The 26,288-nt window shown below is 71.5% G+C and carries 20 protein-coding genes, 1 tRNA gene and 1 pseudogene; 10 read left to right on the plus strand and 12 right to left on the minus strand.

The features are described from left to right. The first annotated feature begins 19 nt into the window (after positions 1 to 19). On the plus strand, positions 20 to 706 hold the full coding sequence (locus SKED_RS06935; RefSeq protein WP_012866420.1) for a hypothetical protein: 687 nt from the start codon (positions 20 to 22) through the stop codon (positions 704 to 706). A 107-nt stretch (positions 707 to 813) separates the two neighbouring features. Here SKED_RS06935 and aceE read toward each other — a convergent pair whose 3' ends face one another. Continuing rightward, positions 814 to 3,558 carry a pyruvate dehydrogenase (acetyl-transferring), homodimeric type gene (gene aceE, locus SKED_RS06940; protein WP_042437851.1) on the minus strand — a complete coding sequence of 915 codons (2,745 nt, stop codon included), beginning with the start codon at positions 3,556 to 3,558 and terminating at the stop codon, positions 814 to 816. Positions 3,559 to 4,002: 444 nt separating this feature from the next. Here aceE and SKED_RS06945 point away from each other — a divergent pair, with 444 nt between their 5' ends. The 5 genes from SKED_RS06945 (at position 4,003) to SKED_RS06965 (ending at position 6,262) form a co-directional block, all read left to right on the plus strand. Continuing rightward, on the plus strand, positions 4,003 to 4,416 hold the full coding sequence (locus tag SKED_RS06945; RefSeq protein ID WP_012866422.1) for a DUF3052 domain-containing protein: 414 nt from the start codon (positions 4,003 to 4,005) through the stop codon (positions 4,414 to 4,416). A gap of 7 nt (positions 4,417 to 4,423) precedes the next feature. Then, positions 4,424 to 4,915, plus strand: coding sequence for a peroxiredoxin (locus tag SKED_RS06950; RefSeq protein ID WP_012866423.1), 492 nt, complete (start codon positions 4,424 to 4,426; stop codon positions 4,913 to 4,915). A 20-nt stretch (positions 4,916 to 4,935) separates the two neighbouring features. After that, positions 4,936 to 5,009 (plus strand) — tRNA-Val (locus tag SKED_RS06955). Between the two features lie 93 nt (positions 5,010 to 5,102). Beyond that, positions 5,103 to 5,351: a type II toxin-antitoxin system Phd/YefM family antitoxin gene (locus tag SKED_RS06960; RefSeq protein ID WP_012866424.1), complete on the plus strand. Its 249-nt coding sequence runs from the start codon at positions 5,103 to 5,105 to the stop codon at positions 5,349 to 5,351. Positions 5,352 to 5,467: 116 nt separating this feature from the next. Next, the gene (locus SKED_RS06965; protein ID WP_012866425.1) at positions 5,468 to 6,262 is read left to right on the plus strand and encodes an SDR family NAD(P)-dependent oxidoreductase; all 795 of its coding nucleotides are present in this window, start codon (positions 5,468 to 5,470) and stop codon (positions 6,260 to 6,262) included. 50 nt (positions 6,263 to 6,312) lie between these two features. On the opposite strand, the gene SKED_RS06970 is transcribed toward SKED_RS06965, so the two are convergent. Continuing rightward, positions 6,313 to 6,951 (minus strand): Atu4866 domain-containing protein, encoded by a 639-nt coding sequence (locus tag SKED_RS06970; RefSeq protein WP_081447938.1) that lies wholly within the window; start codon positions 6,949 to 6,951, stop codon positions 6,313 to 6,315. Further along, the gene (locus SKED_RS06975; protein WP_012866427.1) at positions 6,948 to 8,012 is read right to left on the minus strand and encodes an aldo/keto reductase; all 1,065 of its coding nucleotides are present in this window, start codon (positions 8,010 to 8,012) and stop codon (positions 6,948 to 6,950) included. Before SKED_RS06975 ends, SKED_RS06970 begins: the two co-directional genes overlap by 4 nt. 151 nt (positions 8,013 to 8,163) lie before the next feature. On the opposite strand from SKED_RS06975, the gene SKED_RS06980 reads away from it, so the two are divergent. Further along, positions 8,164 to 8,997, plus strand: coding sequence for a helix-turn-helix transcriptional regulator (locus SKED_RS06980; protein ID WP_012866428.1), 834 nt, complete (start codon positions 8,164 to 8,166; stop codon positions 8,995 to 8,997). Here SKED_RS06980 and SKED_RS06985 read toward each other — a convergent pair. Genes SKED_RS06985 through SKED_RS07015 form a run of 7 tightly spaced genes read right to left on the minus strand, consistent with a single transcriptional unit; the run spans position 8,994 to position 20,639 of the window. Beyond that, positions 8,994 to 11,279 (minus strand): family 78 glycoside hydrolase catalytic domain, encoded by a 2,286-nt coding sequence (locus SKED_RS06985; protein WP_012866429.1) that lies wholly within the window; start codon positions 11,277 to 11,279, stop codon positions 8,994 to 8,996. The two genes, SKED_RS06980 and SKED_RS06985, sit on opposite strands and share 4 nt — an antisense overlap. A gap of 21 nt (positions 11,280 to 11,300) precedes the next feature. Next, complete coding sequence (locus SKED_RS06990) at positions 11,301 to 13,709, minus strand: beta-galactosidase (protein WP_012866430.1); 2,409 nt, start codon at positions 13,707 to 13,709, stop codon at positions 11,301 to 11,303. 27 nt (positions 13,710 to 13,736) lie between these two features. Further along, a complete protein-coding gene (locus SKED_RS06995) occupies positions 13,737 to 14,708 on the minus strand; it encodes a LacI family DNA-binding transcriptional regulator (protein ID WP_169310137.1) in 972 nt (323 codons plus the stop codon). Positions 14,709 to 14,742: 34 nt separating this feature from the next. After that, the gene (locus SKED_RS07000) at positions 14,743 to 16,476 is read right to left on the minus strand and encodes an ABC transporter ATP-binding protein (protein WP_012866432.1); all 1,734 of its coding nucleotides are present in this window, start codon (positions 16,474 to 16,476) and stop codon (positions 14,743 to 14,745) included. Next, the gene (locus SKED_RS07005; protein WP_012866433.1) at positions 16,473 to 17,627 is read right to left on the minus strand and encodes an ABC transporter permease; all 1,155 of its coding nucleotides are present in this window, start codon (positions 17,625 to 17,627) and stop codon (positions 16,473 to 16,475) included. Before SKED_RS07005 ends, SKED_RS07000 begins: the two co-directional genes overlap by 4 nt. Positions 17,628 to 17,637: 10 nt before the next feature. Further along, entirely contained in the window at positions 17,638 to 18,627 is a 990-nt protein-coding gene (locus SKED_RS07010; RefSeq protein WP_012866434.1) for an ABC transporter permease, read from the minus strand. Further along, a complete protein-coding gene (locus SKED_RS07015) occupies positions 18,624 to 20,639 on the minus strand; it encodes an ABC transporter substrate-binding protein (RefSeq protein ID WP_012866435.1) in 2,016 nt (671 codons plus the stop codon). The genes SKED_RS07010 and SKED_RS07015 overlap by 4 nt, the downstream gene beginning before the upstream one ends. A gap of 292 nt (positions 20,640 to 20,931) precedes the next feature. Between SKED_RS07015 and SKED_RS07020 the strand changes: the two genes are divergently transcribed. The 3 genes from SKED_RS07020 (at position 20,932) to SKED_RS07030 (ending at position 25,091) form a co-directional block, all read left to right on the plus strand. Beyond that, positions 20,932 to 21,690, plus strand: a complete 759-nt coding sequence (locus SKED_RS07020; RefSeq protein WP_042438806.1) for a hypothetical protein — start codon at positions 20,932 to 20,934, stop codon at positions 21,688 to 21,690. Between the two features lie 204 nt (positions 21,691 to 21,894). Then, a complete protein-coding gene (locus SKED_RS07025; RefSeq protein WP_012866437.1) occupies positions 21,895 to 24,873 on the plus strand; it encodes a glycoside hydrolase family 2 TIM barrel-domain containing protein in 2,979 nt (992 codons plus the stop codon). Beyond that, positions 24,873 to 25,091 carry a helix-hairpin-helix domain-containing protein gene (locus tag SKED_RS07030; RefSeq protein WP_012866438.1) on the plus strand — a complete coding sequence of 73 codons (219 nt, stop codon included), beginning with the start codon at positions 24,873 to 24,875 and terminating at the stop codon, positions 25,089 to 25,091. Before SKED_RS07025 ends, SKED_RS07030 begins: the two co-directional genes overlap by 1 nt. Before the next feature lie 22 nt (positions 25,092 to 25,113). Here the strand turns inward: SKED_RS07030 and SKED_RS07035 are convergent, their stop codons facing one another. Next, the gene (locus SKED_RS07035) at positions 25,114 to 26,013 is read right to left on the minus strand and encodes an aldo/keto reductase (protein ID WP_012866439.1); all 900 of its coding nucleotides are present in this window, start codon (positions 26,011 to 26,013) and stop codon (positions 25,114 to 25,116) included. Between the two features lie 77 nt (positions 26,014 to 26,090). Beyond that, a pseudogene (locus tag SKED_RS19430) lies at positions 26,091 to 26,264 on the minus strand (DUF2255 family protein); the annotation flags it as partial. Positions 26,265 to 26,288 lie beyond the last annotated feature (24 nt).

Raw genomic sequence — 26,288 nt, forward strand, 5'->3', positions numbered from 1 at the left:
CAGCGGCTATCGTCGGCGTATGGCACTCATGCCCAGACTCCGTCAGCTCATGCGCCGCAACACCTCGGCGTCCACGATCGGTACGCGTCGGCCGACCAAGGGTGACCGCCGCGGCGACACCCTGCACGAGGACGCGCTGCGCGCGATGCTCGTCGACGACCCCAACAACATCCGTGCGTTCCAGGCGCTGTCCGAGGTGGTGCGTCGACGCGCCGCCGACAGCACCCACAACGAGGACCCGCTCGCGGCCGAGGTCGCCGACACCGAGAAGCAGCGTGCTGCGGACCTCGCGGTGTGGGCGCTCGGCGAGGAGCTGGCCGGCAACCCGCGGGCCTGGTACCCGTTGATCGAGCTGGCACGGCTCTCGCTCGACGACGACCCCGAGGCGGCGATCCGCCGGCTCTCGACGGCTGCCGACCGCGACCCGACCGGTGAGGCGCTCGTCGAGGCCATCACCATGCTCCGTGAGGCCGGGCAGCCCGTCGAGGCCCTCGGCCTCGGTGTGGGCCACTGGCGCGCCAAGGAGCACACGCCCGAGGTCGGGCGTCAGGTGATCCTCGCGGCGCTCGAGGCGGACCGGCTCTTCGACGCCCGTCACCACCTCCAGTCGCTCGACCTGAGCCCGGACAAGCGTGCCGTGGCGAAGATCCGCCCGGACGTCCAGAAGGCCATCGCCCAGGCCGAGCAGAAGCTCGCGGGCACCTGACCGTCTGACCGCAGCCGCTGGCTGGCCGTCCCGGCCTCAGCAGCATGCAGAAGGCCCCGCACCCTCCGTGGAGGGTGCGGGGCCTTCTGCATGTCAGCGGTGACCCGTCAGGAGTCGCCGCCCGCGTTGCCGGAGGTGCCGGCGTTCACGTCGTGGAGCTTGTACTTCTCGATCGCCTGGGCGGCGGCCTCTGCGGGGACCTCGCCGCGCTTGGCGAGCTGCTGCAGGGTGCGCACGACGACCGAGGGGCCGTCGATCTTGAAGTAGCGACGTGCTGCTGCGCGGGTGTCGGAGAAGCCGAAGCCGTCCGCACCGAGCACCGCGTAGTCGCCCGGGACCCACTGGCGCACCTGGTCGGGCACGAGGTGGTCGAAGTCGCTCGTGGCCACGAACGGCCCCTGGGCGTCCTTGAGCTTGGTCGTGAGGTAGGCCTCGCGCACCGGCTCGGACGGGTTGAGGAAGTTGTGCTGCTCGGCGGCGAGACCGTCGCGGCGCAGCTCGTTCCAGCTCGTCACGGACCACACGTCGGCCTGGACGCCCCAGTCGTCGGCGAGGAGCTGCTTGGCCTCGAGGGCCCACGGCACACCGACGCCGGACGCGAGGATCTGGGCCTTGGGGCCCTCGCCCTCGGAGGCCGCGACCTGGTGGATTCCACGGATGATGCCCTCGACGTCCACGTCCTCGGGCTCGGCCGGCTGGACCATCGGCTCGTTGTACACCGTGAGGTAGTACATGACGTTCTGGTCGCGCGACTCGTCCTTGCCGTACATGCGCTGCATGCCGTCGCGGACGATGTGCCGCAGCTCGTAGCCGTACGCCGCGTCGTACTGGACGATCGACGTGTTGGTGCCGGCGATGAGCGGCGAGTGGCCGTCGGCGTGCTGCAGGCCCTCACCCGTGAGGGTGGTGCGGCCGGCGGTCGCGCCGATGATGAACCCGCGGGTCAGCTGGTCGCCTGCGGCCCAGAACTGGTCGCCGGTCCGCTGGAACCCGAACATCGAGTAGAAGATGTAGAACGGGACGATGACCTCGCCGTGCGTGGCGTACGAGGTGCCCACGGCCTGGAAGGCCGCTGCGGAGCCGGCCTCGTTGATGCCCGTGTGCATGATCTGCCCGGCCTCGGACTCCTTGTAGGAGAGCATGAGGTCGCGGTCCACGGCCAGGTAGTTCTGGCCCTGGGTGTTGAAGATCTTCGCGGACGGGAAGATCGAGTCCAGACCGAAGGTGCGGGCCTCGTCGGGGATGATCGGCACGATGCGGTTGCCGAACTCCTTGTCCTTGATGAGGTCCTTGAGCAGGCGCACGAAGGCCTGCGTCGTGGCGACCTCCTGGTTGCCCGACCCCTTCTTGAGGATGTCGTACTTGGAGTCGGCCGGGAGCGTGACCTCCGACGACACCGAGCGACGCTCGGGGACGAACCCGCCGAGCTTCTTGCGGCGGTCCAGCATGTACTGGATCTCCGGCGCGTCAGCACCCGGGTGGTAGTACGGCGGTGCGTACGGGTCGGCGTCGAGCTGCTCGTCCGTGATCGGGATGTGCAGCGAGTCGCGCAGCGTCTTGAGGTCGGCGAGGGCGACCTTCTTCATCTGGTGCGTCGAGTTGCGGCCGGCAAAGCCGGAGCCGAGCCCGTAGCCCTTGATGGTGTGCGCGAGGATGACCGTCGGCTGACCCGTGTGGGCCGTCGCCGCGGCGTAGGCCGCGTACAGCTTGCGGTAGTCGTGGCCACCACGCTTGAGGGCCCAGATGTCGTCGTCCGAGAGGTTCTCGACGAGCTGCTTGGTGCGCGGGTCGCGACCGAAGAAGTGCTCGCGGATGAACGCGCCGTCCTCGGCGCGGTACGTCTGGTAGTCGCCGTCAGGGGTCTCGCCCATGAGGTTGACCAGCGCGCGGTCCTTGTCGGCGTTGAGCAGGACGTCCCACTCGCGGCCCCAGATCACCTTGATGACGTTCCAGCCGGCGCCGCGGAACTGCGCCTCGAGCTCCTGGATGATCTTGCCGTTGCCACGGACCGGGCCGTCGAGGCGCTGCAGGTTGCAGTTGACCACGAAGGTGAGGTTGTCGAGCTGCTGCTGCGCGGCGAGCTGCAGCATGCCGCGGCTCTCCGGCTCGTCCATCTCGCCGTCGCCGAGGAAGGCCCAGACGTTCTGCTGGCTGGTGTCCTTGATCCCGCGGTTGTGCAGGTAGCGGTTGGTCCACGCCTGGTAGATCGCCGACGCCGGGCCGAGGCCCATCGAGACGGTCGGGAACTCCCAGAAGTCAGGCATCTGGCGCGGGTGCGGGTACGACGGCAGGCCGCCGCCCTCGTGCGAGTGCTCCTGGCGGAACCCGTCGAGGTCCTCGGCCGTGAGGCGACCCTCGAGGAAGGCGCGCGAGTAGACACCGGGGGAGGCGTGACCCTGGAAGTAGATCTGGTCTCCGCCGCCCGGGTGGTCCTTGCCGCGGAAGAAGTGGTTGAGGCCGACCTCGTAGAGGGTCGCCACAGAGGCGTACGACGAGATGTGCCCGCCGACGGCGATGCCGGGGCGCTGGGCGCGCGTCACCATGACGGCGGCGTTCCAGCGGTTCCAGGAGCGGTACTTGCGCTCCATGACCTCGTCGCCGGGGAAGTACGGCTCCTCGTGGACACCGATGGTGTTCACGTACGGGGTGTTGATCGAGGTCGGGATGGCGACGTTGCGCTCCCGAGCCCGCTTCAGCAGGTTGAGCAGGATGTAACGGGCCCGCGGGCCGCCACGCTCCTCGAGGAGCCCGTCGAAGGAGTCGATCCACTCCGAGGTCTCAGAGGGGTCGATATCAGGGACTTGGCTCAAGAGACCGTTGATCAACGGCCGAGTCTCGTCATGCGTTGCCACCAGCAACCTCACATCGTGTTCAGAGCATTGTGGGGCGGTGTGCCCCGTCGCTCGCCTGGCCCGGTCGTCGCTCCCTCGCGCTCGTGTGTGCTGCGCGCAAAGGCTTCGTCAACTCCGGTCGATCCGTCCATTCTCATCGCAACGCGAGGCGTAAAGCCACCTGCCGGGCCCCGGACGGGGCGTGACGTTCGTGACAGCGGGTGGTTCGTGGCGCTCTGGGCGGTATGGGGGTCAGATCTGGGGTGTCGTCGGGGGCGACGCGCCCGGGGTCGGCGGGGTGGCGGACGGCCCGTGCGGGCGCGACCGCTTGCCAGGTGGGCGACACGTTCGCGATCCTGGAGGCATACCGGGAGCGACGTGGCGTGAGGTGGGCTACGTTTGCCACCATCGATCTATCCGGCGCGGACCTGCGACCGGCACTCGCGTGAAAGGAACGACATCACCGTGGTAGCGACCACTGAGCCTCAGGATGCGGACCGTCTCGGTTTCGCCTCAGGGCTCGTTGTCCAGGAGTTCGGCTGGGGCGAGGACGTCGACGACGATCTTCGCGAGGCGATCGAGGAGATCACCCAGACCGATCTCGTCGACGAGGACTACGACGACGTCTGCGACGGCGTCATCCTCTGGTGGCGAGAAGAGGACGGCGACCTGACCGACGCCCTCGTCGACATCCAGACCGTCCTCGACGACGGTGGCATCATCTGGATCTTCACGCGCAAGCCCGGCCGCGACGGCCACGTGGGCCACAGCGAGATCCAGGAGGCCGGCACCACCGCGGGCCTGCACGCCACGACCACGTTCGCGATCGCGCCCGACTGGTCGGCGACCAAGCTCGCCACCCGCGGCCGCGGCAAGTGACTCGCGGGTGACGACGACCGGCGCGGTCTCCGCCGCACGCCCGACGGCCCCGTCCGTCGGCGACGCCGCACCCGACCTCGAGCTCAAGGACACGCACGGCACGCCCGTGCGCCTCAGCTCGTTGCGCGGGACGCCCGTGCTGGTCGTCTTCTACCCCTTCGCGTTCTCCGGCATCTGCACGGGAGAGCTCTGCGAGCTCCGCGACAACATCGCCGAGCTCGAGACCGCAGGCGTCCGCCTGCTCGCCGTGTCGTGCGACCCGATGTACTCGCTCAAGGCCTGGTCCGAGCAGGAAGGCTTCGGCTTCGACCTGCTGTCCGACTTCTGGCCGCACGGCGAGGCAGCCCGGGCGTACGGCGTCTTCGACGAGGAGCGCGGCCGCGCGGTGCGCGGCAGCTTCCTGGTTGACGCCGAGGGCATCGTCCGCTGGGCCGTCGTCAACGAGGCAGGCCAGCGCCGAGACCTCTCGGGGTACCTCGAGGCCGTCGCGGCGTTGTAGTCTGTCCACCGCTCGTTCAAGGGCCTGTAGCTCAGCTGGTTAGAGCGCCACGCTTACACCGTGGATGTCGGGGGTTCGAGTCCCTCCGGGCCCACTGCTCTGCCTGAGAGCCGACGCCCCACCCGTCTCCCATGGCTGGCCCCAGGCCGCTTGAGGCTCGGGTAGGCGACGTCTGGAGGATCCGTCGATGAAGACCGTGTCCCAGTCCTACGCCCGCGATCACTATGCCGAGATCCTCGACTCGGTGCTCGAAGACCGTGAAGAGATCATCATCGAGAGCGTAGGGCGCTCTGCTGCGGTGGTCGTCGCGCTGGCCGAGTACGAGTCGCTGAGAGAGACGCTTCACATCCTCCGCGAGCCCGCCAATTCTCGGCGGGTCCTGGCCTCGATCAAGAGGCTGGAATCGGGATCCAGCGCATCGAGCTCCGACTGCTGACCAGCTGAGGAGCTGTCGGGTCGTGGGCGCTGGGCATCAAATCGCCTTTCCCGTGGTTGCGATGACCAACGGCTTCCGTCGTTCTATGCGTCATCCGCACTCGAAGGGGACTCTCCATGCTCATCGACCTCCACGGCCGTACCGCGCTCGTGACCGGCTCGACCCAGGGGATCGGGCGAGCGATCGCTGCAACCCTCGCTGACGCTGGCGCGCGGGTGGCGATCAACGGCCGTAGTGCCGAGACGGTTGACGCCGTCGTCGCCGAGCTGCTCGCTGAGGCTCCCCAGCGGAACCTCGTCGCTGCCCCGGGAGACGTCACCGACGAGGCTGGCACCGACGCGGTCCTCTCCGCGATCGGGCACGTCGACGTCCTCGTCAACAACCTCGGCATCTTCGGCGCCGAGCCCGCCCTCGACATCACGGACGACGAGTGGCGGCGATACTTCGAGGTCAACGTCCTCGCTGCCGTCCGGCTGATCCGCGCGACGCTGCCGGGGATGAAGGAGCGCGGCTGGGGTCGGGTGCTCAACATCGCGAGCGACTCGGCGATCGTCATCCCGGCCGAGATGATCCACTACGGCATGTCGAAGACCGCGCTGCTCGCGGTCTCGCGCGGGTTCGCCAAGGACGCTGCGGGCACCGGTGTCACGGTGAACTCCGTGATCGCCGGCCCGACGCACACCGGGGGAGTCGAGAGCTTCGTCTACGAGCTCGTCGACCCCGCCCTCCCGTGGGACGAGGCGCAGCGCGAGTTCATGCGCCTGCACCGCCCGCAGTCCCTCCTCCAGCGGCTCATCGAGCCGCAGGAGATCGCGAACATGGTCGCCTACCTGTCCTCACCGCTCGCCTCGGCGACGACCGGTGCTGCCGTGCGCGTCGACGGCGGGTACGTGGACTCGATCCTGCCGTGACCCGGCCCCGCGCCGCCCTGAACCGGGCGGCGCGGCCGGGGCCCCGGCCGTCAGGCTCGAGGCGGTACCCGGCGCAGCACGAACCTCGCGTGGTGCAGGACATCGTCGGCGCGCTGCCCGAAGGCCCAGAACCCGGTGTCGTCGAGGTAGGCGACCCAGTCCCGGTGCGCCCAGAAGCAACCCGTGTAGGCGTCGCGTCGGCCGCCACGGGTCTCGGAGTACCGGCCGTCGGCGCTGAGGTGCTGCGTCATGCCACGGGACGGGTCCGTCCAGGCGCCGACCCAGTCGGGCCCCGGGTCGTGCAGGTCGGCGGTGGAGCCGTCCCAGACGACCACCTGATCCTCGAGCACTACAGCGAGAAGGTCCTGCGGGTTGACCATGAGCATCTCGCCGACGCGCGACGCAGCGACCGCACCGCGGACCACAGCGAAGGTCGCAGGGCTCCTCGGCGTCAGCCAGGAACCGGTGTCGGAGCCACGGGCACGGATTGCGCCCTCGACCAGGATCGGCACCACGGTGGCCCCCGAGCCGTCCAGCACAAGAGCGTCCGGCGGGCGCGGCCCATCAGGTCCCACATGGGTAAGGACGCCGTCGGTGGCCACGACGTCCCCGCGCACCGACCGTGACCGCGTGACGTGCACGAGCGCGCCACGGACGACGACGGTGCGCGGCGCGGAGGGGGCACTCATGCGAGCGCCGGGTTGTCGTTCACCGGCCGCCGAGACGCACGACGGTGGTCGGTCACCTCTCGCCACTGGTCGCCGTAGGCGAGGCCGATCATGTCCTCGCCGCGCATCACGTCGTGGGGGAAGCCGAGCACCGGGGCGCTGAGCTCGTCGAGCCGGCGCAGCGTGCTGTCGTCGAGCGTGATGTCGGTGCTGGCGAGGTTGCTGGCCAGCTGCTGCTCGCTGGTGGCGCCGAGCAGCGGGATGATCGTCCCGGATCGTGAGCGCAGCCACGCGTAGGCGACCTGGGCCGGCGTCCAGCCGCCCGCCTCGGCGACGGCGACCACCTCGCGCACCACGTGGTCCTCGGCCGTCCCGCTGAAGTCCCACCCGCCGCGGGTCAGACGCCCCTCCCCGCCGTCGAGGTACTTGCCCGTCAGGCGTCCCTCGGCGAGCGGACCCCAGGCGAGGACGGCGAGGTCGTGCGCCTGCGCCATCGGCATCAGCTCGGAGTCGGGGGAGCGGCTCAGCAGGTTGTAGCGCAGCTGCACGCCGACGAACGGCGACCAGCCGCGCAGCTCCGCCAGGGTGTTGGCCTGCGCGATCTCCCACGCTGGCCAGTCCGAGACGCCCACGTGCAGGACCTTCCCAGCCCGCACCTGGTCGTCCAGCGCCCGCATGACCTCGGGCAACGGGGTGAGCGTGTCCCGGGCGTGGACCCACAGCACGTCGACGTGGTCGGTCTCGAGGCGGCGCAGGCTCGCCTCGAGGGACGTGACGAGGTTCTTGCGGTGGTTGCCCGCGGTGTTGAGGTCTCCGGGCTGGGTCTGCAACGAGTACTTGGTGCCGATGACGAACCGGTCGCGCCGGCCTCTGAGTGTCGCACCAATGACCGACTCCGACGTCCCACCGGTGTAGGCGTCTGCGGTGTCGACGAAGTTCCCGCCGGCCTCGGCGTAGAGGTCGAGCAGGCGGGCACTGGTCTCCCGCGAGGCACCCCAACCCCAGTCGTCGCCGAAGGTCATGGTGCCGAGCGCGAGCTCGGAGACGCGGATGCCGGACCGGCCGAGAAGTGTGTAGCGCATGGGTGCCCTCCTGTCGGTGCTGGGCAGCGGACCGGGAGTCGTCCCGCTGCGACATCCAGACTCATCGGCTGCGCCCGGCTGGACCAGGGCGAGGACATCCTGGGTGCGACCCACCCAGGAATCCGGGCGGGCTGCGACGTACCCTCGAGCCATGCAGAACGACGGGCTCGGCGCGTACCTCACGGCCCGGCGTGCGCAGGCGCAGCCGGACGCGACGACCGCCGCCAGCTCCGGCTACCGCCGGGTGCCTGGGCTGCGGCGCGAAGAGGTCGCCGTGCTCGCCGGTCTCAGCGCCGACTACTACACACGCCTGGAGCAGGGCCGCGAGCGGCACCCCTCGGAGCAGGTGCTGGCCGCGCTCGCCCGGGCCCTGGACCTGGGCGCCGACGCGCGGGCGCACCTGTTCCGGCTCGCGGGCTGCGCCGTGCCCTTCGGGTACGACCACCGTGACGGGGCGGTCAGCGACGACCTCGCCCGGCTCATGAGCACCTGGCACTCGACGCCCGCCTACGTCATCGACCGGACCATGGACGTCCTCGCCGAGAACGACCTCGCGCGCGCCCTGCACTCCGGTCTCACCGAGACCGACAACCTGGCCAGGACGGTCTTCCTCGACCCCGCGGGACGCGACTTCTACGTGGACTGGGAGCGCGCCGCCCACTCCGCCACCGGCCACCTGCGCCTGGCGGAGGGGCACGACCCGCGCGACCCGCGGCTGCTCGAGCTCCTCGACGAGCTCACCCGTCGGAGCCCGGCGTTCCGGGACCTGTGGAGCCGCCACGACGTGCGGGGCAAGACCCGAGAGCCCAAGCTGTTCCGCCACCCTGACGTCGGCGTGCTGACCCTTACCTACGAGGCCCTCGACGTCCGCAGCGACCCCGGGCTGCAGCTGATCGTCTACCACGCCCCCGCGGGGAGCCCCAGCGCCGAAGCGCTGGCCCTCCTCGGGTCGCTCGCCGCGAGCCCGAGGCAGGCCGCCGACTAGACGACGCCGGGCCGCTCGACGAGCCGGCGGACGTGGGTCCCGGGCCCGAGGTCGCGCACCGACACCTCGCCCGTCGTGGCCGGGTCGAACCCGTCCGGCAGGACGAGCCGCGCCGAGCCGGCGGCCGGGACGACCACCCGCAACACGAGCCCCTCCTCGTCCCGTCGCCACGCCACGCTGTACCTCCCCGCCGGGCTGTCATGGTGCGTCGATGCCGACTCCACCCCCTCGACCGGCGCCGGGGCGACCAGCGCGCGCTCCCACGCGACGCTCCCGACGTCCTGCCGCAGGCCGGCCACGGACCCGGTCAGCCAGTGCGCCACGTACCCGAGCATGAAGTGGTTCGCGGAGCCGTCGGTCGCGCGTCCCGTCCAGTGCTCGTGCAGCGTCGTCTCGCCGGCGGCGAGCATCGTGCCGTAGCTGGGGACGTCGAGCCGGGTGTACACGGTGCGCAGGAGCTCGTGCTCGCCGCGCTCGACGAGCACCCGCTGCAGCGCCGCGAGGCCGATCTCCCCGACGGTGATGCGGTCACCGGCCTCGTGGATGCGGGCGACGAGCTGCTGGCCGGCAGCCTCACGGCGAGCGGCGCCGAGCGCCCCGAGGTCGACGAGCAGCGCCAGGCTGGCCTGGCTGCCGGACCCGACGACGAGGTCGCCGCCGTCACCGGACACGTACTCCTCCTCGAGCATCGCGCGCAGCTCGCCAGCCCGTCCCCGGAACCGCGCGGCGTCCTCGCTCCTCCCGAGCGCCTCGGCCACCTCGGTGGCGCTGTCGAGCATCCGCACCCACCCGTAGGTCGCGACGAGCGGACGCGGGGTGCTGTCGTCGAGGGTGATCCAGTCGCCGAGACCGTGGTCCAGCAGGCCACCGCCCGCAGACCGCTCGACGTAGTCGAGGTACCGCACGCCCGCGTCCCAGGCCTGCCGGGCCGGGGCGAGGTCGCCATACTGGCGGTGCAGGTGCCGGGGGAGGTGCCAGACGACCCCGCCCCAGCTGACGTCGTCGCGGAAACCGTCCTCGAAGACCACGAGCTCGGGGGCGATGTCGGGGATCAGCCCGTCAAGGGTCTGGGAGTCCAGCATGTGCGTGATCATGTCGGCGTAGTGCGCGGACACGTCGAACCGCGCGGAGACCGGCTCGAACACCTGGTCGAGCTGCTCGAGCCAGCCGAGCTTCTCGCGGTGCGGGCAGTCGGTCGGCACGCTGTAGAGGTTCGACTCGGCCGCTCGCACCACGAGGTCGTAGACCCCTTGGAGGGTCGCGTCCGAGGTGGCGAACCCGCCGACCACCGGGTCGTCGGTCATGATCTGCTCGGCGCTCACGTGCACGTCGTCGGTCGGCAGCACTGTGCCGTCTGCCGCGACCACGCGCAGCTGGAGGTACCGGAAGCCGTGGTAGCAGAAGCGTGGTCGCCACGTCGCCGCGCCACCGGCCGCCGTGTAGCGGTCCACGATGGTGCGACCCGTGCTGCTCTGGTCGGCACGGCCGTCGTCGTGCACGTACTCCGCGGGGAACATCTCGACCCGCGCGCCCGCGGGGAAGCCCGGTCCGAGCCGCAGCACCTGGCGACCGGCGAGGTTGCGCCCCAGGTCCACGGTCGCACCGTCGGGCAGCGGGAGGCGGGTGCGTTCCTCGACGACGTCGACGACGCGCATCGGCGGTGCCTGCCGCTCCCACGGCCGAGGGCCGTCCTGCGGCCCGCCGACCACGGCTGCCGGCTCCCACCCAGCGTCGGGCGTGCTGTCCGCCGTGTGCCAGCCCGCAGGATCGAGGCGTGCGTCGTAGTCCTCGCCGCCGTACCAGTGGCTCAGCGTCGTCGGCCCGAGCATCGCACCCCAGCGCGGCCCGGAGACGTGGCGCTCGGTGCGGCCGTCGGCGGTCTCGACGACGAGCGCGACGCGCGCTCGCGGAGCCACCCGCAGCCCGACGAACTTGGTGTAGCGGCCCTCGACCTCCCGGACGTGCGAGGGTCCCTCGCCGAGCTCGACCACGAGCTCGTTGACGCCCTCCCGCAGGAGCGACGTGACGTCGTGGCTGACGGTCGCCACCCGTGTGCGGGTCTCGGAGACGCCGGGCTCGAGCACGTCGGCCGACGACGGTGCCCCGTTGACCCGCGCCTCCCAGACGCCGAGGCCGGCGACGGTGAGCCGTGCGGCACGGACGGGGGAGCCGACCGACCCCGACCAGCGCAGCACGGGCGCCTGCAGCGGTGGGGTGCCGTCCGCCCAGGCGGGGTGGGTGATCCAGACGGCGTCGTCGATGTCGTGGAGGTGGGGGTGCATGGTGTCCTCAGGTCGGGCTGGTCAGGGGAACGAGAGCGTGGTCGTGCGGAAGGTGAGCACCTCGGCCGACTGGATCTCGGCCGTCGGGCCGGTGGTGAGCGACCTGGCGTGCTCGGCGCGCTCGGGCAGGCGGACGGGGGTCTGGTCGGTGATCGGGTAGACCAGCACGTCGACCACCCGCTCCTCGGCGTCCGTCGTGGGGGTGATGTCGACGTCCCACTCGGCGCCGTTCCAGAACAGGTCCTCGGCGCGACCGTCGAAGGTCGAGCGTGCGACGTCCCCGACGAGGTCGAGGCGCAGCAGCGACCTCTCGCCCGCCCGCGCGAGGCCCGTCACCGTCACGCGGTACCGGGCGGAACGTTCCTCGACGTCGGACGCGGTGGGTGCACTGGCGCGGTCCGGGACCGTGACGACCGCCGGTGCCGGCTCGCGTGCGGCGCGCACGAGCTCGACGGTGATCCGTGGCTCGACGACGTCGTGCGCGACGTCGTGACGCTCGTAGCCGGCGCCCGCGTCGATCCCGAGGACGTCGACGCTCGCCGGGCAGGACGTCAGGACCCGCAGCCCGGTGGCAGTATCCCCGGCGGCAGTCTCCCCGCCGGGAGCCTCGTAGACCGCCTCGGCGTCGGTGAGGACCAGGCGCAGCCGCCCGTCGACCGTCGGGGTCCAGGCGCGCAGCGCGTCCTCCTCGCTGAGCACGAGGATGCGGGCACGGCCCTGCGGCCCGTCGACCCGCACGACGGTCGTGGCCGACGGCACCACGTCCTTCAGGACGCTCTCGCCCGGGTCGCCGTCGACGAGGACGGCAGCCCGACCACCAGCACCGGCGCTCTCGGCACCGGTTCTCTCGACGGTCACCTCGTGGTCGGCCGGGAAGCCCAGGTGCACGGGCACCCCGGGGGCGGCGGTCAGCACGAGCAACGGCTCACCCTGGGGCGTGTCGAGCCGGGTGAGGACCGTCGCGGTCGCCCAGCGCAGCATCGTCTCGCCGAGGTCGAGCATCACGGGCCAGGCCGCGGTCGCGCCGCTCGGGACGTCGACGGGCACGTGCGGGACACGCACCGTCTGCTCGTCGAGGTCGACCTCGAAGCGCGTCCCGTCGAGCCCGGGGAGCGAGGCGTACGGGCGGTGGGTGCTGAGGTACAGGAACCCGGACCGGCCGTCGCTGCGCAGCGCCCACTGCGCCGGGCTGCTGCCCGCGGTCGACGGCATCTGCGCCAGCCGGGAGCCGTAGGCGGCGAGGAAGGCGTGCTGCCCGCGCAGCCGGTGGAAGCTCTCGCGCAGCTGCAGGTGCGCTCCGACGGGCGCCCGGAAGTCGTAGTTGAGCTCGGGCAGGTCGTTGGGGTACCCGGTCGCGTGCGACTCCTGCAGGTCGGGGCCGGGGTTCGTGCCGCCCGCGTACATGTAGTACCCCTGCCACACCGACCCGCTCCCGGCCTTGCAGTGCGCGATGGCCGCGGTGTCACGGCCCTGCGCGTCGATGCGCCGGTGGTAGGCGCTGGCCATGCCACCGCCGAGCTCGCAGGTGGCCGGCGGGAACTCGGGTCGTGGCGCAGCCGCCGCCGACGCGTCGAGGACCGGCGCGGTGCGGCTGTCGCCGGCGAGGTCGGCGCCGATCTCGGGGGCGTCCCACTGGTCCGAGAAGCTGAACTGCCCGGCGAACCCGTGGTCCTCCCAGCGGTCGTGGGTGTCGAGCCAGAACCCGTCCTGGTACCCGCCGTACATGGGGAAGACGTCGCCGACCGGGATGTCGGCCCCGCCCCAGGCGGTCGCCGTCCACAGCGGAGCCCGGATCCCGACCTCCCGTGCGATCTGCTTCAGGGTGCTGATGTGGTCGGGCTGGTCGTAGATCTCGTTCTCGACCTGCACGCCGACCACCGGTCCACCGGGCTCGCACCAGTCGCGCAGCTGGTCGCCGAGGTGGCCGAACCATGTCCGGACGTCCTCGAGGTACGCGGGGTCGTCGGTCCGCTCGGTGTACGGGGCCGCGACCACCCAGTCGGGGAGCCCGCCGTTGCGGACCTCGCCGTGGCACCACGGACCCACCCGCAGCACCACGTCCAGGCCCTCGGCCGCGGCCAGCCGGACGAGCTCGGCGACGTCGAGGCCGTCGTCGAACCGCGGCGCGGTGCCGCGCTCGGGCTGGTGGTGGATCCACGGCAGGTACGTCGCGACCACCGTGATCCCGCCGGCCCTCATGAGGCGCAGCGTCTCGGCCCAGCGGTGGCGGGGCACGCGGCTGTAGTGCATCTCGCCCGTCACCGGGACCCACGGCACCCCGTCGCGCGACAGGCACCGGTCGGTCACGGTGATGGTCGTCGCGCCGTCACGGGCGTCCGGCATGCTGGCCGCCCGCTCGGGCTGCGGCCAGCCAGCAGCGCGCAGCCGGACGAGGGTCTGGGGGGAGGTCGAGGCGGGAGCGGCAGTCATGGTTCGGAGAGGTCCTTCGGTCGTGGGTCAGGTGCTCGTGCGGCGGACGAGCATGGTCGGGTTGAGGACCGACCGGACGGTCTTGCCGTCGAGCAGGTCGGTGATGAGCGCGGCGGGCGAGGTGCCCGAGCCCACGGGGGCGACGGTGGTCAGCGGCGGGTTGGTCGCGACGTTGTCGAAGCCCACCAGCGCCACGTCCTCGGGGATCCGGCGGCCGGACCGCTGGAGGTAGTCGGCCGCGCCGATCGCGAGGACGTCGGAGGCCACGTACAGGGCGTCGAGGTCGGGGCAGCGCTCGAGCAGGACCCGCGCGGCCTCGTACCCGGCCGCGACCGTGAACGCAGCCGCCTCCTCGACGCGCTCGGCGGGGGCGCCGTCGAGCGCGTCGACGGCTGCCTGCAGCCGGGTGTGCGCACCCGGGGTGCGCAGCGGGCCGGAGACGACGCCGATCGCACGCCGCCCCGTCTCGAGCAGGTGCTCGACGGCCTGCGTGCTGCCCATCGCGTCGTCCACGCCCGCGTACGGCACGGGCCAGTCCGGGTCGTCGGACACCGGCCCGGTGGTGACCGTCGGGAAGCCGGTGCGCACCAGCTCGGTGAGCAGACGGCTGCCGGCGACCGGGGTCATGATGATGATCCCGTCGACGTGCCGGGCCCGGGCGTAGTGCAGCACCCGTTCCTCCTCCTCGGGCGTCTGCGCGAAGAGCAGCACCGTCGAGCGCCCCGACACCGACAGCTCACGCGTGATGTCCTGCAGCAGCACCGCGAACACCGGGTTCTCCGACAGCGACAGCATCGGCTCGGAGAACACGCAGCCCACGTAGTCCGTCCGCTGCTTGGCGAGCTTCTGCGCCGAGCCGTTCGGCACGTAGCCCAGGGCCTCGATGGCCTCGCCGACCGCGCGGGTCGCGTCCGGGCTCACCCAGCTCTTGCCGTTGAGGTGTCGGGAGACGGTGGCCTTCGACACCCCGGCCAGGCGGGCCACGTCGTCGATGGTCACTCGGCGTTCTTGTCCGGTCACTGGGTTCCTCTGCTCATCGGCGCGCGTACGCGCTCGGGTCGGGCACCGGCACCGAGTCCAGCAGCATCCGCGTGTACTCGTGCTGCGGCTCGGCGAACAGGTCCGCCGTGGGGCGGGACTCCACGATCATCCCGTGCTGCATCACCGCCACGCGGTCGCACACGGACTCCACGACCGACAGGTCGTGCGAGATGAACAGGTACGCGAGGCCGAAGTCGTCCTGCAGCCCGTTGAGCAGCTCGAGGATCTGCGCCCGGACCGACACGTCGAGGGCCGACACCGCCTCGTCGGCGACCACGAGGCGCGGCTCGGTGATGAGCGCCCGCGCGATGTTGACCCGCTGACGCTGCCCGCCCGAGAACGCGTGCGGGTACCGGTTCATGTGGTCCGCCTCGAGCCCCACCCGCTCCAGGGCTGCCGCCACGCGGTCCTGCATCTCGGAGCCTGACGCCAGGTGGTTGATGCGCAACGGCTCCGCGAGGATCTCGAGCAGCCGCATCCGCGGGTTGAGCGAGGTGTACGGGTCCTGGAACACCATGCGGACGTCGGTCCGGAACCCGCGCCGTGCCTCCTTCGACATCGCGACGAGGTCGTGCGTGACGCCGTCGGCGTCGCGGTAGACGACCGAGCCGCCCGTGGTGACCTGCGCACCCACGACCGCCCGGCCTGTCGTCGTCTTCCCCGAGCCCGACTCACCGACCAGACCGAGGGTCTCGCCCGGCAGCACCTCGAGGGTCACCCCCGCGACGGCGTGCACCGGCTCGGCCCTGCGCGAGAAGGCCCGCGCCTTCCCGCCGAAGGTCACGTGCAGGTCGCTGACCTCCACGACCGGCAGCAGGTCCGCCGGAGCGCTCGCGCCGCTCTCGGCCCGCGGCTGTGCTCGCGCGTGCCGGGGCTTCACCGTCGACGCGCGCACCAGCTGCTGGGTGTACTCGTGCTGCGGGTCCTCGAAGACCTGCGCCGCCGGCCCGCTCTCCACGAGCGCCCCGTACCGCATCACCGCCACGTGGTCGGCCACCCGCGCGACCACACCGAGGTCGTGCGTGATGAACAGGACCGACAGGTTCGACTCCGCCGTCGTCTCCTCCAGCAGGTCGAGGACCTTCGCCTGGGTCGTGACGTCGAGCGCCGTGGTCGGCTCGTCGGCGATGAGCAGCCGCGGGTCGCACGCCAGCGCCAGCGCGATCATCGCACGCTGGCACATGCCGCCCGACAGCTGGAACGAGTAGCTGTCCATGCAGCGCGCCGGGTCCGCGATGCCCACCCGCCGCAGCAGGGAGATGCCGCGCTCGCGGGCCTCGGCCTTGGTCATGCCCAGGTGGATGCGCAGGACCTCGACGATGTGCGCGCCGATGGTCTGCATGGGGGAGAGGGACGCCATGGGCTCCTGGAAGATCATGCCCACCTGCTTGCCGCGCACCTCGCGCAGCGCGGTGCTCTTGGGCCCGAGCTGCAGGAGGTCGACGGGTGCGTCGCCGGCGCCGGCGCGGAACAGGGCGGTGCCGGCCTCGACGCGCCCGCCGGGGTCGAGGATCCCCAGCAGGGAGCGCACCGTCACGGACTTGCCGGACCCGGACTCGCCGACGACCGCGAGGGTCGTGCCCCGGCGCAGGTCGAGGTCGACGTCCTGGACGGCGTGGACCGGGCCGTGCAGCCCGGCGAAGGTGGTGCGCAGGCCGCGCACGGACAGGATGAGGTCCTCGGTGGCGTCGGCGGCCGAGCCGGTGACGGGCGTGGTGACGGTCATGAGCGCGCTCCTCCGAGGGACTGGGTCTGGTACGGGTCGGCGGCGTCGCGGAGCCCGTCGCCGATGAAGTTCATGGCCAGCACCGTGATGATCACGGCCAGACCCGGGAGGAGGAGCCACGGCGCGGTGGTGAGGGCGCGCAGGTTCTGCGCCTCCTGGAGCAGCACGCCCCAGCTGACGTCGGGCGGCTGGATCCCCAGCCCCAGGAACGACAGCGCGGTCTCGGCGAGGATCATCCCGGGCACCGACAGCGTCACCGAGGCGATGAGGTGGCTGGTCATGGACGGCACGAGGTAGCGGCCGATGAGCCGCGGGGTCGAGGCTCCGTCGAGACGTGCTGCCACGACGTACTGCTCGTCGCGCAGCGACAGGAAGCGCCCCCGGACCACCCGAGCGAGGTCGGTCCAGCCGATGACGGCCACGATGAGCGTGATGGCGAAGTACCGCTGTGTCCCGCTCCACGACGTCGGCAGCGCGGCCGCCAGGCCGAGCCACAGCGGGAGCGTGGGCATCGACATGAAGAACTCGATGATGCGCTGGATGACCGTGTCGGTCCGCCCGCCGTAGTACCCGGACACGCTGCCGAGCACGATGCCGATGACGAAGGCGATCGCGACGCCGACCAGACCGATGGTCAGCGACGTCCGGGCGCCGTGCAGCAGCATGCTCAACATGTCGTGCCCCACCCGGTCCGAGCCGAGCAGGAACACGGTCTCGGACGGGTCCATGGGGCCGAAGAAGTGCCGGTCGACCGTCAGGCCGAGCAGCGAGTACGGCTCGCCCTGCACGAAGAACCCCAGGTCGACGCGCTCGCTGGTGTCGGTCGACCAGGTGAGCTCGAGGGTCTCCGGGTCCTGCGTCGCGCTCTGCCCGTAGGCGTGGAGGCCGAAGCCCTCGTCGGAGAACAGGTGGACGGCCTGGGGCGGGGCGTAGGTGCGGTCCGCCACCAGGTGCTGGGTGCTGTAGGGCGCGAAGAACCCGGAGAACATCGCGAGGACGTACGCGGCGACGATGACGAACAGGCTCGCGTAGGCCAGGCGGTGGCGCCGGAACGCCATCCAGACGAGCGTGCGCTGCGGCAGCTGAGGTGCCACCGCGGGCTTGCCGTCGTCGGACGGGACGGCAGAGACGGTCTGCAGGCTGGTAGCCATGGGAGGCACCTCACTGGTAGCTGAGTCGGATGCGGGGGTCCAGCAGCGCCAGGGCCACGTCGGAGACGAGCGAGCCGATGACGGTGAGCGTGCTGATGATGAGGATGATCGAGCCGGCGAGGAACATGTCCTGGCTGGTGAGGGCGCTGACCAGGAGCGGGCCGGTGGTGGGCAGCGCCAGCACCTGGGCCACGATCACCTCGCCCGAGATGAGCGCGGGCAGCACCCACCCGATCGTCGAGATGAACGGGTTGAGCGCCACGCGGAGCGGGTAGCGGACGATGAGACGACGCTCGGGGATCCCTCGCGCACGGGCTGCGGTGACGTACGGGCGGCGCAGCTCGTCGAGCAGGTTGGCGCGCAGGATCCGCATCAGCCCGGCCGTCCCGGCAGCACCGAGCACCACGATGGGCACCCAGATGTGCGCGAGGAGGTCGAGCACCTTGCCGAGGTTCCACGACGCGTCGACGTACTCCGCGGAGAACAGCCCGCCGATGGGTTGCCCGAACACCGACGAGCTGATCCACGCGAGGACGAGCGCGATGAGGAAGTTCGGGACGGCGATGCCGAGGAACGCGAGGACCGTGATGCTGTAGTCGCCCCAGGAGTACTGGCGCAGGGCCGAGTAGATTCCGGCCGGGAAGGCGAGCAGCCACGTGAAGAGCAGCGTGGTGACCGCCAGGACGATGGTCAGCGGGAGACGTTCGGCGAGCAGCGTCGAGACGGGCTGGTTCCACTCGAAGGACGTGCCGAAGTCGCCCTGGAGGACGTTGCCGATCCACTTGAGGTACTGGACCCAGATCGGCTGGTTGAGCCCGTACTGCTCGGCGAGCTGTGCCACCTGGGCGGCGTTGACGGCCTGGCCCGAGGCCTGCAGCCCGGCCACGTAGGTGGTGAGGTAGTCGCCGGGCGGCAGCTGGATGATCGCGAAGGCGGCGATCGAGATGAGGAACAGCACCGGGACGGCGATGAGCACGCGCCGGAGGACGTAGCGGATCATCCTGCGGTCGCCTCCATCGAGAACTGCTCGGGCCGCATCGGGCCGGGCGTGGGGTAGATGAAGCTGCTGATGAAGGTGCTGGGGAAGTTGACGAAGTCGTCCTGCACCACGGAGTAGTCACCGGCGGGCAGGCACACGCCGATGGTGTAGAACTCGCGCTTGGCGATGGCGAGCACCTGGCGGAACAGGGCCATCTGCTCGTCCATGTCGAGGGTGCGTCCCAGCTCGCGGTACAGCTCCATCTGCTCGAGCACGGGCGCGATGGGCTCCTCGCCCTCGGCGCCGTCCGTGATGAACCACAGCGCCCACAGCGGTGCCCACTGGCACTCGGCGTTGTGCGGCAGCCACAGGCGTGGGTCGTACATGGCGTCGAGCAGCCCGCCCCCGGCCGACCCGACGGCTGCGTCGAGCTGGTTGAGGGACCTGCGCTGGGTGAAGAGCGACCGGTCCATCGACTGGACGCGCATCCCGACGCCGACGCGGCGCCACTGCTGGGAGATGAGGTCGAGCGCGCTGATGGACGACGGGCGCTGGGTGATGACGGCCATGTCGAAGGTGAGCGGGACGCCGTCGCGGCGCAGCCGGAGGCCGTTGCCGTCGCGCTCGGTCAGCCCGAGCCCGTCGAGCAGCGCGTTCGCGGCGTCGAGGTCGAGGGCGGTGTGCTGGGTGGCCATCTCCTCGTCGTAGAACGGTGACTCGCGCCGTGGGGCGAGCTGCCAGGGCTCGCCCTGACGCTGGTAGACGGCGTCGATGATCTGCCGGCGGTCGGTCGCGAGGGACAGCGCCACCCGGAAGTCGCGCTCGAGGAACACCTCGCGCAGGCCGAGGTCCTCGGTGTTGAGGTTGAGCTGCAGCGAGAGCTGGTTCTGCTCGGCCGTGATGGCCTCGACGAGGTGGTAGCGGCCGCGGTCCCGGTTGGCGGCGAGGACGGGCTTGTTGTCGAGGGTGGTGACGTCGCTCTGCGGGAGGGTGATCTCGCCGTTGGACGCCTGGATGGTCATGAGCTGGGGGTCGCCGATGATCTCGAGGACCACCTCGTCGAGGTAGGGCAGCTGACGCCCGGACGGGTCGACCTTGTAGTAGTAGGGGTTGCGCTCGAGCACGAGGCGGGACCCTTGGCCCAGCGGTGTGCGGACGTTCCAGCACGCGACGGTCGGCAGCTCGGTGGTCTGCCAGCGGGGCAGGTCCCAGTAGCCGCGGCCGACCTTGGAGAAGAAGTGGTCGCCCCAGCCCCCGAAGCCGGCGTCCTGCGCGGCCTGGTCTGCCCCGGGCGTGTGGTCGGCGTGGAACTGCTCGAGGTAGTGGCGCGGGTAGAGCACGAGGATGTACCCGGTGGGCCCGGCGAGGTGGGCGAGGAACATCCCGTTGACGCCCTCGAAGCGGAAGGCGAACCGGCGGTCGTCGATCTTCTCGATGCGCCCGGGCGTCCCGTCGGTCGTGAACTCCTGCGGGGGCGAGACGAGCAGGTCGGGGTGGCTCATCACCTCGTCGTAGGCGAAGACGACGTCGTCGCTCGTGAACGGCTCGCCGTCGGACCAGCGGACGCCCTCGCGCAGCGTGAAGAGGAACGTCTTGCCGCCGTCGAGCACCTCGACGGACTCGGCGATGTCGGGGACGGGCTCGGTGAAGTCCGGGTCCCAGCTGAGCAGTGCGTCGCTCGCCGCGTAGGTGTAGGCCTGGTAGACGGAGACCGTCCCGAGCATGCCGCTGCGCCAGCGTCCGCCGTAGACGCCCTCGCGGTCGGTCGGCGTGATGACCTGCGGGTCGACCGGGAGGCGCTGCTCGAGCGGCGGGAGCGTCCCGGCGGCGACGCGCGCCGCCAGCATGGGGGCCTCCTTCTGGCCGGGGAGCGGGGCGACGGGTGTCGACGAGACCCTCGGCTCGAGGGTCATGAAGGAGCAGCCGCTGAGGCTGGCGGCGGCCGCGAAGGCGCCGCCGAGCAGGACGGCGCGGCGGCTGATGCCGGTGCCCTGCGGGGGCGGGGTGGGGCGTGCGTCGGGTGGTCCCTCCATCGGGAAGCCCTCCTGGTCGGACGCGCTCTGCTCTGAGACGCGTGCTGCGGTTCACCTGTGAACGACTGGACTGTAACCGGTTTTAGTCCGGCACCACAAGAGCCTGTTGGAACGATTCAATGGATCGCCTGGTGAGAGGGTCGGTCAGTGCTACGCCTGGCAGGCTGATGACCAGCGCTATCGTCGGTAGAGACGTACCGGCCGGTGTCTGCCCGGTATGGACCACGACGACCAGCCTGACGACCGCCACACCCACGCGGCCCGACCGCCGCCCAGCCCTCTCTGGAGGACGATGTTCCGGCGACGCAAGATCAGCAAGCGGCTCGCGAAGGTGCAGCCGGGGGACCGGAGCGCGCTGAAGGACTTCCGGCTGTGGCAGGGGCTGCACCGGTCGCTGTTCTACCTCGACGACGCCGTCGAGCCGCAGCAGCCGGGGCCCGAGGGTGCCGCAGGTTCCGCGGGCACAGCCGAGCCCGCCGAGCCCACCCCGGTCTACGCCGTCGACGTCCACCACCTCGCGGACGAGCTCTCCGACCAGATCGGGGAGGAGGGAGCGAAGGACAAGAAGGTCACGAGCCCCGCCGCGCTCTACCGCGACGGCGTGCAGGTCCACCGGTCCGATCTCCCGGCAACCTTCCCGGTCCCCGGTGGCGTGGTCGACGTCGCGATCAGCATGTACGGCCTGACCCGCATGCACTACGTCCTCGACGACGGGACCGAGCGGACCCTGCGCCCCGACCGCACCTCGCTCGAAGGCCTGAGGGCTCGCTTCGGGCGCCGGTTCCCGCGCACCAGCTCGGCGATCGGCGCGGTCGCCGTCGTCGTCCTGCTCGTCGGCCTGGTGGTCGCCGCACCGCTGGCCCTCGAGATGGTGACCCGGCTCGACATCGTCTCCGATCGCTTCGGCACCTTCACGTCACCGATCAACCTGCCGGCCTGGGCCAACACCACGCTGCTGGTCGCCGGCATCCTCGCCGCCACCGAGCGGGCTCTCACCCTGCGCAACCACTGGCTGGTCGACCTCGACACCACCGGGACCGCGCTGGGCTGACGGACCCCCGCCCGTCGGCGGTGCCTCTCCCCAGGTGCGTCTCGCGACGCGGACGGACGCCCGTCCGTGTTGAGCGCCGTCACCCGACCCCGATAGTGTTCATCGTTGAACACGGCGACGACGCCCTGGCCTCTCCCCGCTCCGGCACCCCTGGTCGGCGCGACCTCGGGCGCCCGTCGCCGACACCGACCTCGAGGAGCGCCCGTGCCCCGTCACGACACCGTCAGCCTGCCGACCGGGACCGTTCCCGCGCGGTTCCGCCCGCCGACAGGCGCCTCCGACGCCGCGTCGGTGAGCCTCGACGGCCCGTGGCGCTTCCGGCTGTTCCCGTCGGCCGACACCGGTGCCGACCCTGCAGACCGCGGCGACGAGTGGGACACCATCGAGGTCCCCGGGCACTGGCAGCTCGCCGGTGCACCCGACACCTGGCCCTACGGCACCCCGGCCTACAGCAACGTGCTCTACCCCTTCCCGGTCGAGCCGCCCTTCGTGCCCGACGCGAACCCGACGGGGGAGTACCGCCGGACCTTCGAGGTCCCGGCCGGGTGGGCCGCTGACGGTCGCGCCTACCTGCGCTTCGAGGGCGTGGACTCGTGGTTCGAGGTGTCGGTCAACGGCGCCGTCGTCGCCACCTCGCACGGCTCCCGCCTGGCGACAGAGATCGACGTCACCGACGTCGTCGTCCCGGGCGAGAACCTGCTCTCGGTCCGCGTGACCCAGTGGTCGGCGCTCAGCTACGTCGAGGACCAGGACCAGTGGTGGCTGTCGGGCATCTTCCGCAGCGTGACCCTCGAGCACCGGCCGGAGGCGAGCGTCGCGCACGCGACCGTCGTCGCGGACTACGACCACACCACGGGGACCGGCTCGCTCACCGTCGAGGTCGAGGGATCTGCCGAGGCTCGCGTCACCGTCCCCGAGCTCGGCATCGACGTCGCGGCCGGCGAGACCGCGACTGCGCAGGTCGAGCCGTGGAGCGCCGAGCGGCCGCGTCTCTACGACGTGACCGTGACGACGCCGGGGGAGACCGTCACCCTCCGTGCCGGGTTCCGCACCGTCTCGATCGAGGACGGGGTCTTCCTCGTCAACGGCGCCCCCGTGAAGCTGCGTGGGGTCAACCGCCACGAGTTCGACCCGCTTCGTGGCCGCTCGGTCACCCCGGAGCGCATGCTCGAGGACGTCCTCCTCATGAAGCGTCACCACGTCAACGCCGTGCGCACCAGCCACTACCCGCCGCACCCGCACTTCCTCGACCTGTGCGACGAGCACGGCCTGTACGTCGTCGACGAGAACGACCTCGAGACGCACGGGTTCATCGACGGGGGATGGGTCGGCAACCCCACCGACGACCCGGCGTGGGAGGACGTCCTCGTCGACCGTGTCACCCGGACCGTCCGCCGCGACGCCCACCACCCGAGCATCGTCCTGTGGTCGCTCGGCAACGAGGCCGGCAGCGGGTGCAACGTCGCCGCCATGACCGCGGCCGTCCGCGCCCTCGACCCGACCCGCCCGGTGCACTACGAGGGCGACTGGTCCTCCGACGACGTCGACGTGTACTCCCGCATGTACGCGACGAGCGAGGAGACCGAGCTCATCGGCCAGGGCGTCGAGGCGCCGCTCGCCCGCGCCGAGGCCGACGCCCGCCGCCGTCAGATGCCGTTCCTGCAGTGCGAGTACGCGCACGCGATGGGCAACGGTCCCGGCGGGCTGAGCGACTACGACGCGATCTTCGACCGGTACCCGCGACTCATGGGCGGGTTCATCTGGGAGTGGATCGACCACGGCCTCACGCGCCGCACCGACGACGGGACCGAGTTCGCGGCCTACGGCGGCGACTTCGGCGAGGACTTCCACGACGGCACCTTCATCGCCGACGGCCTCGTCCTGCCCGACCGCACGCCGGCCCCGTCGCTCGTCGAGATGGCCGCGGTCTTCGCACCCGTGCGCCTCGACCCGACGGCCGACGGGACCACCCTGCTGGTCCGCAACCGGTACGCCTTCCGCGACACCTCGCACCTGACCTTCGAGTGGACCCTCCACCACGGGGACGACGTCCTCGCCACGGACACCCTCGACGACCTCGTGCTCGCACCCGGTGAGGAGCGGAGCGTCGCCCCGCCCGCGGGCCTCGACCTGCCGTCGCCCGACCACACCCCGACCTGGTGGACGCTGCGTGCGGTCCAGCACGAGGCCGACCACCTCGACGCACCGTGGTTCGACGACGCGGCCGGGTCGTTCGTCGTGTCCAGCGGCCAGCTCGCCCTGACCCCGGCCGTCTCCCTGCCGGAGGCGACCGGCCGCGCGCAGCAGACCTCGGACGGCTTCACCGTCGGGCACGCGCGCTTCGACGCGCGCGGCACCCTCCTCGAGCTGCACGGGCGCCCGGTGGCCGAGCTGCGCGTGGACGCCTGGCGCGCACCGACCGACAACGACCGTCGCGAGGGCAGCTGGGTCGACCTCTCGGACGAGAGCGTCTGGAAGGAGAGCGGCCTGCACCTGCTCGCCGAGCGCAAGGTCTCGGCCGAGATCACGGACGGCGCGCTGGTCGTGACCGCCCGCACCGCAGGCCCACGCACCCGCAACGGGTTCCGCACCGTGTACACGTGGCGCCCTGTCGCCGACGGCTCAGACGACGTCGACCTGCACGTCGCCATCACCCCCGAGGGGCGCTGGGGCCAGAGCATCGCGCGCCTCGGTGTGCTGCTCGTGCTCGACGAGCCCGGAGCCGAGGACGTCGCCGTGCGCTGGCACGGGCTCGGCCCGGAGGAGTCGTACTCCGACTCCCGGAAGGCTGCCGTCGGCGGTGCGTACGAGCACACCGTCCGCAGCCTGCAGACGCGCTACACGCACCCGCAGGAGAACGGCGCCCGACGCGGCGTGACCCACGCGGAGCTGACCTTCGCCGACGGGTCGGAGCTCACGCTCGACGCCGGACCGAGCAGTGTCGGCGGCCGCAGCACGGCAGGCCTCGAGCTGTCGCTGCGCCCGTGGTCCGACACGGCACTCGACCAGGCCGCGCACCCGCACGACCTCGTGCCCGACGGGAAGCTCTGGCTGCACCTCGACGCCCGCCAGCACGGCTTGGGCAGCGCGGCGTGCGGACCGGGCGTGCTCTCCAACGCCCGCCTCACGGCGGCGCCGGCCGAGGTGTCGGTGCGGCTCGCGTCGCAGCCGGTGGGACGCTGATGACCAGCGAGCCGGCCGGTCCCGAGACCAGCGAGCTGACGCCGCGCATCGGGAAAGTCGCGCGACGTGAGCTCGCGGTCCACGGGATCACCACCTACGAGCAGCTCGCCGCGCGCTCGACGCGGGAGCTGCTCGGGATCCACGGCGTCGGCCCCAAGGCCGTCCGGATCCTCGCGGAGGAGCTGGACGGCCTCGGCCTCGCCTTCGCCGGAGGGTGAAGGTGCCTGTCTGAGCGGCGGCTCAGGCCTCCGGGATGTCGCGTCCGTAGGTCTCGAGCGTCATCGTCGCCGGGTCGGGTCCGCCGCGCTCGCCGGTGTCGAGGGCGTCGACGGCCGCGAGCTCGGCTGCGGTGAGCACGAGGTCGGCGACCGCGAAGTTCTCGGTGATGCGGTGCGGCGTGACCGACTTGGGGATCGCCGAGCGGCCCTGCTGCAGGTGCCAGCCGAGCATCACCTGGGCGGGCGTGACGCCGTGCGCCGCAGCGATCTCAGTCATCGTCGGGTCCTTCAGGGTGCTGCGGCGCTCGTCGCCCCAGCCGGGGTAGAAGGTGATGCCGCCGATGGGGGACCAGGCCTGTGTGACGATCCCGTGCTGCTCGCCGAGGGCGCGCACGCCGGGCTGGCTGAAGTACGGGTGCACCTCGATCTGGTTGACGGCCGGGACCACCGTCGTCGCCTCGAGGAGGGCGGTGAGGTCACGCTCCATGAAGTTGCTGACACCGATGGCCCGGACCTTGCCCGCCTCGAGGAGGGTCTCGAGGGATCGGTAGGCGTCGATGGTGAGGTCGAACTGCGTGGTGAGCGGCTGGTGCAGGATCAGCAGGTCGACCTGATCGATGCCGAGCTTGCCTGCGCTCTTGTCGAAGGCGAGCAGCGTCGCCTCGGTGCCGTAGTCGCTGATCCAGACCTTCGTCTCGACGAAGACCTCGTCACGGGCCAGGCCGGACTGGTGGATCGCCTCGCCCACCTCGCGCTCGTTGCCGTACGCGGCGGCGGTGTCGACGTGGCGGTAGCCGACCTCGAGCGCCGTCTGCACCGCGGTGCGGGTCTCCTCGGGAGAGGTCTGGAAGACGCCGTAGCCGAGGGCGGGCATGGTGACGCCGTTGTTCAGGGTCAGGGTGGGGATCGATGTCTGTGCCATGCCTCCCACGCTAGGCACGGTCGCCGCGCCGTGGGAGGGGCTGTCGGTACCCCCGTCCGCCAGGCCCTGGCAGGCCGTCAGTCGACCGGGATGACGCGCAGTGTCGTGCGGAGGACGTCGTCGCCCGTCAAGGCGCCGACCGGACTGGGGCCGTAACGGTCGTACTTGGCGTGGTAGGCCGCGTCGAGCGCGTCGCGCACCGCAGGGTCGGCAGGCTCGAAGGTCACGTCCGCCACGACGCCGCCCGCGCTGACCCGGCCCGCGCACCGAGGAGG

This window comes from Sanguibacter keddieii DSM 10542, assembly GCF_000024925.1.
In the GTDB taxonomy this organism is placed as follows: domain Bacteria; phylum Actinomycetota; class Actinomycetes; order Actinomycetales; family Cellulomonadaceae; genus Sanguibacter; species Sanguibacter keddieii.